Source organism: Clostridium sp. AF35-15 (assembly GCF_003477745.1).
Lineage (GTDB): Bacteria > Bacillota > Clostridia > Lachnospirales > Lachnospiraceae > Otoolea > Otoolea fessa.
Map to the genome: position 1 here is coordinate 79,903 of NZ_QUDY01000005.1, position 12,687 is coordinate 92,589.

General features: G+C 49.6%; 9 protein-coding genes. 8 read left to right on the forward strand and 1 reads right to left on the reverse strand.

Going from position 1 to position 12,687, the window contains the following annotated elements; all coding sequences use genetic code 11:
* The first annotated feature begins 185 nt into the window (after positions 1–185).
* From DWZ76_RS07380 to recG, 3 genes are all read left to right on the forward strand, one after another.
* Positions 186–542 carry an Asp23/Gls24 family envelope stress response protein gene (locus DWZ76_RS07380; RefSeq protein WP_022359718.1) on the forward strand — a complete coding sequence of 119 codons (357 nt, stop codon included), beginning with the start codon at positions 186–188 and terminating at the stop codon, positions 540–542.
* Between the two features lie 15 nt (positions 543–557).
* On the forward strand, positions 558–2,252 hold the full coding sequence (locus DWZ76_RS07385) for a DAK2 domain-containing protein (RefSeq protein ID WP_118472302.1): 1,695 nt from the start codon (positions 558–560) through the stop codon (positions 2,250–2,252).
* Between the two features lie 278 nt (positions 2,253–2,530).
* Positions 2,531–4,588, forward strand: a complete 2,058-nt coding sequence (recG, locus tag DWZ76_RS07390; RefSeq protein WP_118472303.1) for an ATP-dependent DNA helicase RecG — start codon at positions 2,531–2,533, stop codon at positions 4,586–4,588.
* Positions 4,589–4,724: 136 nt separating this feature from the next.
* On the opposite strand, the gene DWZ76_RS07395 is transcribed toward recG, so the two are convergent.
* Positions 4,725–5,912 carry a ribose-phosphate pyrophosphokinase gene (locus DWZ76_RS07395; protein WP_022359714.1) on the reverse strand — a complete coding sequence of 396 codons (1,188 nt, stop codon included), beginning with the start codon at positions 5,910–5,912 and terminating at the stop codon, positions 4,725–4,727.
* 279 nt (positions 5,913–6,191) lie between these two features.
* Here DWZ76_RS07395 and DWZ76_RS07400 point away from each other — a divergent pair, with 279 nt between their 5' ends.
* The 5 genes from DWZ76_RS07400 to DWZ76_RS07420 all read left to right on the forward strand — a co-directional run bounded on the left by DWZ76_RS07400 (position 6,192) and on the right by DWZ76_RS07420 (position 12,626).
* Positions 6,192–7,646, forward strand: coding sequence for a DUF512 domain-containing protein (locus DWZ76_RS07400; protein WP_118467626.1), 1,455 nt, complete (start codon positions 6,192–6,194; stop codon positions 7,644–7,646).
* Positions 7,647–7,877: 231 nt separating this feature from the next.
* Positions 7,878–9,209, forward strand: a complete 1,332-nt coding sequence (gene der / locus DWZ76_RS07405; RefSeq protein WP_118472304.1) for a ribosome biogenesis GTPase Der — start codon at positions 7,878–7,880, stop codon at positions 9,207–9,209.
* A complete protein-coding gene (gene plsY, locus DWZ76_RS07410) occupies positions 9,209–9,841 on the forward strand; it encodes a glycerol-3-phosphate 1-O-acyltransferase PlsY (protein WP_022359710.1) in 633 nt (210 codons plus the stop codon). The genes der and plsY overlap by 1 nt, the downstream gene beginning before the upstream one ends.
* A 258-nt stretch (positions 9,842–10,099) precedes the next feature.
* Positions 10,100–11,110 carry an NAD(P)H-dependent glycerol-3-phosphate dehydrogenase gene (locus DWZ76_RS07415; protein WP_118472305.1) on the forward strand — a complete coding sequence of 337 codons (1,011 nt, stop codon included), beginning with the start codon at positions 10,100–10,102 and terminating at the stop codon, positions 11,108–11,110.
* 322 nt (positions 11,111–11,432) lie between these two features.
* Entirely contained in the window at positions 11,433–12,626 is a 1,194-nt protein-coding gene (locus DWZ76_RS07420; protein WP_118472306.1) for an ABC transporter substrate-binding protein, read from the forward strand.
* The last annotated feature ends 61 nt before the right edge of the window (positions 12,627–12,687 follow it).

Sequence of the window (12,687 nt, forward strand, 5' to 3'; positions counted from 1 at the left end):
GGCGAAGCCCGTGAGCGAGATGGAGCGAAGCGGAATCGAGCTGCATGACGGGGTAGAGAGACGCATATATTTCATCCCACGCGCCGACACAGGAGCCGCTCAGGCTCCGCATGTCCAGCCCGTAAAAAATCATGGCATAAAATTCGAATCAAACAAAAACAAGTAAAGAAACGGAGGCTGTCAATATGAAAGGACGCATCGACAATAAAATGGGTTCGATCCAGATCGATCCGGAAGTAATTGCAATGTACGCCGGAACGACAGCAGTAGAATGCTTCGGTATCGTTGGCATGGCGGCTGTCAGTATGAAAGATGGTCTGGTAAGACTGCTTAAAAGAGAAAGCCTGACACACGGCATCAACGTAGCCATCAAGGACAATGCACTCAGCATCGATTTCCACGTAATCGTGGCATACGGGGTCAGCATCTCTACCGTTGCGGACAACCTGATCGAGAGTGTAAAATATAAAGTAGAAGAGTTTACTGGCATGAAGGTTGAGAAAATCAGCATTTATGTTGAAGGCGTAAGAGTGATAGATTAAGGAGGAACAAACCCTGTGGGCATGAATTATATAGATGCCGGGATGTTAAAGAATGCATTTCTGGCTGGAGCAAAAGGCCTGGAGGCCAACAAGGAATGGATCAATGAGCTGAACGTATTTCCTGTTCCAGATGGAGATACCGGTACGAACATGACGATGACGATTCTGTCAGCCGCCAGAGAAGTGGCAGCCGTTGAAAATCCGACGATGGAGGCGTTAGCAAGAGCGATTTCCTCCGGTTCCCTGCGTGGCGCACGAGGCAATTCCGGCGTTATCCTTTCACAGCTCTTCCGCGGATTTACGAAAGAGATTAAGACGGTAGATGTCATTACGACGAGTGTTCTCTCAGACGCATTTAACCGTGCGACGGAGACAGCTTATAAGGCAGTTATGAAGCCGAAGGAAGGTACGATTCTGACTGTTGCCAAGGGAATGGCGGATAAAGCGGCAGAACTGGCACCGCAGACCGAGGACGTACTTGAATTTTCAGAGAAAGTATTGGAGTACGGCGAATATGTTTTAAGCCAGACACCGGAGATGCTTCCGGTTCTGAAAGAGGCAGGTGTAGTGGATTCTGGCGGACAGGGTCTGATTCAGGTTATCAAGGGCTGTATTGAGGGCTTAAAAGGAAAAGTCGTGGATATCGACGCGGCAGTTACTCCGTCTGTATCGGGAAATGGAGCGGCAAAAACAGCAACAGGCGCCGGAAGCACGCAGGCAGCGGATATCCGTTTTGGTTATTGTACGGAATTTATTATCAATGCAGAAAAACCGGCGGATGAGACGACAGAGCAGGAACTGAAAGATTATCTGAGCACGATCGGCGACTCCCTGGTAGTTGTGGCAGATGATGATATTGTCAAGATTCACGTTCATACAAACGATCCAGGTCTGGCGATTCAGAAGGCACTGACCTACGGTTCCCTGTCCCGCATCAAGATTGACAATATGCGCGAGGAACATCAGGAGAAACTGATCAAAGATTCCGAACGTCTGGCGGCACAGCAGAAGGCAGAAGAAGAAGCCAAAGAGAAGAAGGAAGAACCACGCAAGAAATATGGATTTATCGCCGTATCGGTCGGAGAAGGTCTTTCTGAGATTTTCAAGGGTATCGGCGCTGACTATATCATCGAGGGGGGACAAACGATGAATCCGAGTACGGAGGATATGCTGGAAGCAATCGAAAAAGTCCATGCCGAGACAGTTTACATTCTGCCGAACAATAAAAATATTATTCTGGCGGCAGAGCAGGCAAAGAGCCTGTCAGAAGATACCAAGGTATATGTAGTTCCGTCCAAGACGGTTCCGCAGGGTATCACGGCGCTGATTAATTTTGCTCCGGATCTGACGGTGGAAGAAAATATGGAACAGATGACCGAGGAGATGAGCCACGTTAAGACCGGTCAGATTACCTACGCAGTCCGCAATACATCGATCGATGGTATGGAGATCGCAGAGGGCGATATCATGGGGATCGGCGACAGCGGCATGCTGGCAGTTGGCAAGAATATCGAGGAGACCGCGATGGAGTCACTTCGTAAGATGGTAGATGATGAGTCTGAGCTTGTGACGATCTATTATGGTGAGGATGTCACGGAAGAGGACGCAGAGGCATTCTGTGAGAAAGCCCGCAAAGAATTTACATCCTGCGAATTTGAATGCCAGAATGGCGGGCAGCCGATTTACTATTATATGATTTCGGTAGAGTAGATTTAGGTCGTTTAAAGTGATTGAAATGCGTTAAATGAATCTGCACTATTGGCTGAGAAAATGCAGATAACGAGAAAATGAATTTTCTATGTGATGGCGCAGATAAAACATTTGACGTATAAAACAAAATAATTCATAAGTATGAAATGAGGCAGGTCAGGGGAGAGATCCCTGCGTCCTGCCTCTCTTTCATTCCAATGTATTCCCGGATTTTTTGTCCGGTAACTGTCCGCGTGGCTGATTTTCCGGAGAATATTCTGAAAAGCAGGAGGAGATAAATGGAACAGCAGAATATAACCGCTGTCAAGGGCATCGGTGAAAAGACGGCAAAGCTATTTCAAAAAATAGGCGTGGAAACGGTGGAAGAACTGCTTCATTATTATCCGCGTGCTTATGATGAGTTTAAGGAACCGCAGCCGATCGCGGAACTGAAGGAAGATACGATCGCGGCAGTCGGCGGAATCCTGGCAAAAACGGCGGATGTGGTGCGGTATGGAGCGCGCCTGCAGGTTACGACGGCTGGATTGCGGGATAGCGGAGGCACACTGGCGCTGGCATGGTACAATATGCCCTATCTGCGCGGGACGCTCAAGGCGGGGGAACGCTTTATTTTCCGTGGCCGTGTGGTAAAAAAACGGGGAAGACTTACGATGGAGCAGCCGGAGATCTACCGCCCGGAACAGTATGCGAAAGTCGTGTCGTCTATGCAGCCGGTTTACGGACAGACGAAGGGACTTGGCAATAAGACGATCGCAAAGGCAGTCACGGAAGCCCTCACGATGCGCCAGATGGAACGGGAATATCTGCCGGCTGGTCTGCGGGAAAAGTACGGATTGGCGGAAATCAACTATGCGCTGGAGCACATCCATTTTCCGGCAAACCGGGAAGAACTGATGTTTTCCCGGAAACGTCTTGTGTTTGATGAATTTTTCATGTTCCTGATGTCAGTGCGCCTGCTCAAAGACAAAAAAGAAGATAAAAAGAGCGCATATCCATTTACGTTTTCTGGGGAAATGGCGTCGGTGGAAGAGCGCCTCCCATATGCTCTGACCGGGGCACAGAAAAAGGTAATCCGGGAGGTGTACGCCGATTTGTCCGGCGGGCATATCATGACCCGATTGATTCAGGGCGACGTTGGTTCGGGTAAGACGATTGTGGCGATTCTGGCGTTGCTGCAGGCGGCGGCAAATGGATATCAGGGGGCGCTGATGGTGCCGACGGAGGTACTGGCGCGCCAGCATTACGAGTCGATGACCGAATTGTTTGCGTCGCTGGGAATCACATATCGTCTGGTGCTTCTGACCGGTTCGATGACAGCGAAGGAAAAACGGCTTGCCAGAGAGTCGATTGAAAATCATGAGGCAGATATCGTGATTGGAACCCACGCGCTGATTCAGGAAAAAGTGGTGTACGACAATCTGGCATTGGTAATCACGGATGAACAGCACCGTTTTGGAGTGGCACAGCGGGAAATGCTGAGCAAAAAAGGCGGCGAGCCGCATGTGCTTGTCATGAGTGCGACGCCGATCCCGCGGACGCTGGCGATTATTTTATATGGGGATCTTGATATTTCCATCATCGATGAACTTCCGGCAAACCGGCAGCCGATCAAGAACTGTGTCGTGAACCGTGAATTTCGCCCGAATGCCTACCGTTTCATCGAAAATGAAGTCCGTGCCGGCCGTCAAGCATACGTCATCTGCCCGATGGTCGAGCCGAGCGAGATGCTGGAGGCAGAGAACGTCATCGATTATACCGAAGAGCTGCGCCGCGCCCTGTCCCCGTCGATCCGGGTGGAATATCTGCACGGAAAGATGAAGGGAAAAGAAAAAAATGCGATCATGGAAGCATTTGCGGCAAATGAGATTCATGTGCTGGTATCCACTACGGTCATCGAGGTCGGAATCAATGTCCCGAATGCCACCGTTATGATGATCGAAAATGCCGAGCGTTTCGGTCTGGCGCAGCTCCATCAGCTCCGCGGGCGCGTCGGTCGAGGAAAAGATCAGTCCTACTGCATCATGGTCAACGCCTCCGGCGAGGAAGACGCCGGAAAGCGGCTGGATATTCTCAATAAGTCAAACGACGGCTTCTACATCGCCTCCGAAGACTTAAAACTGCGCGGTCCCGGAGACCTCTTCGGCGTCCGCCAGAGCGGCGATCTCGAATTCCATTTAGCGGATATATTTGCAGATGCAGATATATTGAAGGCAGTTTCGGATGAAGTGAAGAAATTAATGGATAAAGATCCGCTGTTGGAGGCGGAGGAGAATCAGGAACTGAAACGGAAGATGAATGGGTATTTGGAGAGAGGTTGGGAGAAGGTGAATTTGTGATGGGGATGGATTGAATTGCAAATCGCGGTTTGAGTAGATTAATTAGAAAAAGCTCCTGCATACACAGAATGAACATTCATCTGTGTATGCAGGAGTTTTTTGAAATTTCCAGCGGTTTATCAGCCGTCAATTCTCATTACATCTGTCCCTCGTTATACCGCTTAATCAGCTTCTGGATCTTCGCAGTCGGAGTCAGTGCGTTCTCCAGAGATACGTTATGGTTCAGGGAGTTGATGATTGCAGCGATAAACTTGCTCATATCAGCTTCTACATACCAGTCACGTTTAAGAAGTTCCGGCGTGTGGTAGTTTAAGTTGGTGGTTACGACGCAGTCGAGGTAACCTTTTGCGAAAAATTCGTCGAATTTCTCAAGTCCGTTGGTGAACAGACCGAAGGTAGCGCATACAACGACGCGTTTTGCCTTGCGCTCTTTGAGGGCGCGGCAGGTGTCCAGCATGCTCTCGCCGGAGGAGATCATGTCATCGATGATGAGAACGGTCTTTCCTTCAACGGAAGAACCTAAGAACTCATGGGCAACGATTGGGTTACGTCCATTGACAACACGGGAGTAATCGCGGCGTTTGTAGAACATACCCATGTCAACACCCAGGTTGTTTGCCAGATATACGGCGCGGGACATAGCGCCCTCGTCCGGGCTGATAACCATCAGGTTGTCCTTGTCGATCTTTAAGGTTTTGTCATGGTTCAGTAATGCCTTGATAAACTGGTAGGTCGGCATGAAATTATCAAAACCGCTTAACGGAATGGAGTTCTGTACACGCGGGTCATGTGCATCGAAAGTAATGATGTTGCTTACGCCCATCTGAATCAGTTCTTCGAGCATCATCGCGCAGTCAAGGGATTCACGACCGCTGCGCTTGTGCTGGCGTCCTTCATATAAGAACGGCATGATAACATTGACACGATGTGCGGTAGCAATGGATGCGCCGATGATACGTTTTAAATCCTGGTAATGGTCGTCCGGGGACATATGATTGGTAAATCCGCTCATTTTGTAGGTCAGGCTGTAGTTGGTTACATCGACCATGGCGTAAATATCGGTACCACGGACAGACTCATTGACGATGCCTTTTGCTTCACCGCTTCCGAAACGCGGGCACGCGCAGTCAAGCATGTAGGAATCAGCATCATAGCCGCGGTACTGTAAATTTTCCTGACGTTTTTTCAGGACTTCAATATCGTTGCGGCGGAAATTGATAATGTGGGAGTTGACTTTCTCAGCCAGATCCCGGCAGCTCTCCAGTGCGGCAATTTTAAGCGGCGCAACCGGAAGCGTGTCATTAAACACGTAGTCATTCGACATGATTATACCTCCAAACAGTGTAGGTCCTTCGATGCATGCGGGCAGAGCGTACAAGTTTGTCTGCCATTTGCAGGACATAATACAACTATTTTATACCATTTTACGATAAGAAACGTCAATAGCAAATGAGAAAATTACAAAAAAAATCAAATATTTGGCTTGCTTTTGAAAAAATCCACATCTGCGAATCAGAAGCACAACTTTACAAAAAAGCTGATTACTGTTAATATAATACTGGATTCTTAGGGTTTAAAAATATTTGAAATGAGGATTTTATAAATGAAAAAAGGTCATCTGATAAAATCGGTCGATCCGGGCTCGATTGCGGAGGAAATGGAGCTGGAGCCGGGGGACGTCCTTCTGACGATCGATGGAGATGAGATAGAGGATATTTTTGATTATGAATATAAGATAAACAGTGAGGAGATTACGCTGCTGGTCCGCAAGAAGAACGGCGAGGAGTGGGAACTGGATATCGTAAATGAGTATCAGGATCTGGGGATTACCTTTGAAAATGGTCTGATGAGCGATTATCGTTCCTGCAGGAATAAGTGCATCTTCTGTTTCATCGACCAGATGCCGCCGGGCATGCGTGAGACACTGTATTTTAAGGACGATGATTCCAGACTTTCGTTCCTGCAGGGCAACTATATCACGCTGACGAATATGAAGGATAAGGATATTGAGCGGATTATCCGGTTTAAGCTGGCGCCGATCAATATTTCAGTGCAGACGACGAATCCGGAGCTGCGCTGCAAGATGCTTCATAACCGCTTTGCCGGTGAGGCACTCCAGAAAATCGACCGCCTGTATGAGGCGGATATCCCGATGAATGGTCAGATCGTTTTATGCCGGGGCGTCAATGACGGGGCGGAGTTAGACCGTTCGATCCGTGATCTGACGAAATACATTCCGGCGATGCAGAGTGTTTCGGTCGTGCCGGTCGGTCTCTCGAAGTACCGCGATGGTCTGTATCCGCTTGAGCCGTTTACACCGGAGCAGTTGGGCGATACCATTGATTTGATAGAGAAATGGCAGAAGAAGATCTATGCGGAACACGGTATTCACTTCATTCACGCCAGCGATGAGTTTTACATGGGCGCCGGGCGCCCGCTTCCGGAAGCGGATCGCTATGATGGCTATATCCAGCTGGAAAATGGGGTCGGCATGATTCGCCTGATGGAGGAGGAGATAGCCGAGGCGCTGGAGCAGCTGCATCCGGGAGAGGCTGGCGAGGTGTGCCCGGAGGAGATTTCGATTGCAACGGGACGGCTGGCTGCCCCGTATATTGAGCAGTATGTAGAGCGCGTGTGCCGCCAGTTCCCGGGGAAAAAGGTACATGTATATGCGATCCGCAATGACTTCTTTGGTGAGCGGATCACGGTGGCGGGGCTGATCACGGCAAAGGATCTGATTGCACAGTTAAAGGAACAGCCGCTTGGCAGCCGCCTGCTGCTTCCAAGCGCCATGTTCCGAAGCGGCGAGGAGACATTTCTGGATGATCTGACCCGCACGGATGTACAAAATGCTTTACAAGTTCCGGTGGATATTGTAAAATCAAGCGGACGTGATTTTGTGGAAGCAATTCTGGCTCCTGTGAAGGAGGAAAGCTCCAGGCATGGCGAGTATGAGCCGGATCCGGAGGAATTTGCCGCTCAGATGGATGATAACTGGCAGGAAGAAGATCTGGATGGCGTACAGGTGTACGCATATGAGCCGGAAGACCTGGATTAGGATGCCCCGGACGAAGTCGTTTGTTTTGAAGAGGAAGACTCAGATCTGGAGGATGAGAAAGAAACGTGATGGCTGGAAATACAGAGGAAAACGTGCTTTCGGACACACAGAAAGAAAGCGTCTGGATGTGAAATGCATCACAATGAATGAAACAAGTAACTGGACAATAAAAATAGCAGCTGTGGATTTACAAACCAGCTGCGGAGCATGAAAATAAATGGAGGCATAAATATGAAAAAGAAACCGGTGGTGGCGGTCGTTGGACGTCCAAACGTGGGAAAATCCACCCTTTTCAACGTCCTTGCGGGCGATATGATTTCGATTGTAAAAGATACTCCAGGTGTAACGCGTGACCGTATTTACGCGGACTGTACCTGGTTAGACCATGCTTTTACCCTGATCGATACTGGCGGTATCGAGCCGGATACGAAGGATATTATCCTGTCCCAGATGCGTGAGCAGGCGGAGATCGCGATCGCGACGGCGGATGTGATCCTGTTTATCGTAGATGTGCGTCAGGGCATGACCGATTCGGATTCCAAGGTGGCGGATATGCTGCGTAAATCGAGAAAACCGGTTGTTCTGGCGGTCAATAAAGTAGACAATCCGGCGAAATTTGGCAATGATGTCTATGAGTTCTACAACCTCGGTATCGGTGATCCGGTAGCGATCTCGGCAGCCTCCCGTCTGGGACTGGGCGATCTGCTGGATGAAGTCGTGGCACATTTCCCGGAGGGAAGCGGTGACGAGGAAGAGGATGACCGTCCGAGAGTGGCGATTGTCGGAAAACCAAACGTAGGTAAATCTTCTATTATAAATAAGCTTCTGGGCGAGAACCGCGTCATCGTATCGGATATCGCCGGTACGACCCGCGATGCAGTCGATACAGAGATTGTCCGCAACGGTACCGAATATGTCTTTATCGATACGGCAGGTCTGCGCCGCAAGAGCAAGATCAAGGAGGAGCTGGAGCGCTACAGCATCATCCGTACCGTAACGGCGGTTGAGAGGGCTGATGTGGTTCTGATGGTCATCGATGCGAAAGAGGGAGTAACCGAGCAGGATGCAAAGATTGCCGGTATCGCACATGAGCGTGGAAAAGGTATTATCATCGTGGTAAATAAATGGGATGCGATCGATAAGACCGATAAGACTATTTATGAGTACACCAATAAGATTAAGACCGTTCTGTCCTTTATTCCGTATGCGGAGTTCGTGTTCGTATCCGCACTGACCGGACAGCGTATGAATAAGCTGTTTGAGATGATCGACATGGTGCGCGAAAATCAGACACTGCGTATTGCAACCGGCGTTCTCAATGAGATCCTGGCAGAGGCAGTGGCACTGCAGCAGCCGCCGTCTGACAAGGGCAAGCGTTTAAAGCTCTACTATATGACACAGGTAGCGGTCAAACCGCCGACATTCGTTGTGTTTGTCAATGATAAGGAACTGATGCATTTCTCATATACACGGTATCTCGAGAACAAGATCCGTGACGCATTCGGATTCAAGGGAACTTCCTTAAAATTCCTGATCCGCGAGAGAAAGGGGAAGGATCAATAATGGAACGTCTCATCTGTATTGTGATTGGCTATATCTTTGGTCTGATCCAGTCCGGCTATCTGTATGGAAAGGCAAATCATATGGATATCCGCCAGTACGGCAGCGGAAATGCCGGTTCTACGAACGTCCTGCGTGTGATGGGAAAGAAAGCGGGCGCGATCGTATTTTTAGGGGACTTTTTCAAGGCGGTGTTTGCAATGGCAGTCTGCCGTCTGCTGTTTAAGGGAAATGCGGATGTGGATCTTCTTGCATTGTATGCGGGTCTGGGAGTCACACTCGGTCACAATTTCCCGTTTTACCTGAAATTCAAGGGAGGCAAGGGAATTGCCTGCATGGCGGGCATCATGACAGCGATGGATCTGCGGATTACGCTGACCTGTTTCGTGATTTTCTCCGTAACGGTGTTCCTGACCCGCTATGTATCGCTTGGTTCGATTCTTGTGTCGATCACCTTTTTTGCAGAGCTTGTGATCTTTGAGAGCATGGGTTCCTACCGGGTAAGCACGCCGAACCGCATCCAGTTCTATGCACTGGGCGCGATTCTGATGTGCATGGCGATCTGGCGCCATCGGAGCAATATTGGGCGTCTGTTGTCCGGCACAGAAAACAAACTGGGCGCGAAGAAATCATGAAAGAAGTTTAGCAACACTTTACATAGTTGCCATAAGGTAATTGTTCACAGGTGGGCACTTTTGGAACCGAAAGTGCCGTAAGAAAACGTGGTGGCAGCAGGAATTTGCCGTATTTAAATGCGAAGCCACGGCAAATTCCGTTACTGGGCACGTATGCATGAACAGTAACGTCATAAGTAGTGGGAATGTATAAAAATTTCCAAATAACATTGACCTGTAGAGAGAAGAAGAGAGAAAAGCAGGTCGGGAGGTATCAGGATGGCAGCAGTAGGAATTATCGGAGCCGGAACCTGGGGCACAGCCCTGGCGGTGCTTCTGAACAATAATGGGCAGGATGTGACAATCTGGTCCGCATTTGATACAGAGATCCAGGAAATGAGCCGCACCAGACGGCACAAAAATCTGCCGGAGGTTGTACTTCCGGATCAGATCCAGATGACAGCTGATCTGCGCACCGCGATGGCGGAGAAGGATATGCTGATTATGGCGGTTCCGTCCGTCTATGTCCGCAGTACGGCGGCGAAGATGAAGGAATACCTGCGTTACGGTCAGATTGTCGTGGATGTGGCGAAGGGAATCGAGGAGCAGAGTCTTATGACGATGTCACAGGTCATCGAGGAGGAACTTCCGCTGGCGGAGGTAGCCGTCCTTTCCGGACCGAGCCATGCCGAGGAGGTGAGCCGGGGACTTCCGACTACCTGTGTGGCAGCGGCGCACCGCAAAAAGACTGCCGAGTTCATGCAGAGTGTGTTCATGAGTCCGGTGTTCCGCATTTACACCAGCCCGGACATGCTGGGCGTGGAAATTGGCGCGGCTCTTAAAAATGTCATTGCGCTGGCAGCCGGTACAGCGGATGGGCTGGGATGCGGCGATAACACGAAGGCGGCACTGATCACCCGCGGAATTGCGGAGATTGCCCGTCTGGGTATTGCAATGGGCGGAAAACAGCAGACCTTCTACGGATTATCCGGCATCGGTGATTTGATCGTAACCTGTGCGAGCATGCACAGCCGCAACCGCCGGGCGGGTATCCTGATTGGAAAGGGATACACGATGGATGAGGCGATGAAGGAAGTGCAGATGGTTGTCGAGGGCGTTTATTCTGCGAAAGCCGGTCTTCTGCTGGCACAGAAATACGGCTGCGATATGCCGATCGTTTCCCAGGTCAATCAGGTGCTGTTTGACGGAAAATCTCCGAAAGAGGCGCTGGCGGATCTGATGATGCGCGATCCGCGGATCGAATCGAGCGATCTTCCGTGGGAAGGATAATTCAGACGGCAGCCGTTTTTCTGAATTTGAGTGATAGAATTCGGAAAAATAGCAATGAGATCTACTATGTTTTTCTGGAAAATGCAGGTGTCTGTGTCAGGCGGACAAAACTTGTAAAAAGTGTTTACTATAACCCGTAAGAATATCTAATATAACTACAAGATCTGGAAAAGAGAGAATTTAGCGCAAAAAGTTGAAAATCTGCTAAATTCCCTCTTTTTTAGGTGGTTTTTGTATTGACAATTAGAGGGGTAAAATTTATAATTGCCTCATTCAAATAGTTGTTGTATTCCATTGCAGCATAGAATTGGAGGAGAATATTATGAAAAAAAGAGTAGTTAGTCTTGGGCTTGCGGCCATGATGGCGATGTCTATGACCGCTTGCGGCGGTTCTGGAAATGCGGGCACTTCTGAATCAGCAGCAGAAGATGCACAGGGCGCAGAGGGAGTTGACGGCGAAGTATTTAAAATCGGCGGCATCGGACCGATCACCGGCGCGGCTGGCGCTTACGGCGAGGCTGTAAAGAATGGTACTGAGCTGGCAATCAATGAGATCAACAAGGCTGGCGGTATCAATGGTTACCAGGTAGCGTTCAACTTCCAGGATGATGAGAATGATCCGGAGAAGGCGATCAACGCATACAATACCTTAAAAGACTGGAACATGCAGATGCTTCTTGGTACCGTTACTTCCAAGCCGTGTATCGCAGTTGTAGCAGAGACAGCAGCAGATAACCTGTTCCAGCTGACTCCGTCCGGATCTGCTGTTGAGAGTATTTCCGGCGACAACGCATTCCGCGTATGCTATTCTGACCCGGATCAGGGACGTGCATCCGCTCAGTACATCGGCGAGCACAAACTGGCAACCAAGATCGCTATCATCTACGACAGCTCCAGCGAGTACTCCGATGGTATCCGCGAGTCCTTCGTAGCAGAGGCCCCGAATCAGGGTCTGGAGGTAGTAGCCAGCGAGGCATTTACATCTGATAACAATACCGATTTCTCCGTACAGCTTGATAAAGCAAAAGAGTCCGGCGCTGATCTGGTATTCCTGCCGATCTACTATCAGGAGGCATCTGTTATCCTGAAACAGGCAAACGATAAAGATTTCCATCCGCAGTTCTTCGGCTGTGATGGTATGGACGGTATCCTGAGCGTTGATGGCTTTGATAAGTCCTTAGCAGAAGGTCTGATGCTTCTGACTCCGTTCTCCGTAGACGAGGAGTCCAGCCAGGACTTCGTAACTGCTTACCGTGATGCTTACGGCATCGACCCGCTTCAGTTCGCAGCAGATGCTTACGACGGCGTATATGCAATTAAGGCAGCTGCAGAGAAGGCAGAGATCACACCAGATATGAGCACTTCCGATATCTGCGATGCACTGAAAACAGCTATGACTGAGATCCAGATCGATGGTCTGACCGGTACAGAGATGCACTGGACGGCAGAAGGCGAGCCGCAGAAAGCGCCGAAAGCTGTAGAGATCAAAGACGGCAAATATGAGATGATGCAGTAATTAAAAATTTAAAAACTTCAGAACCGTTGCGGCTATATGTATGTAGCTCTGATGGGACTGC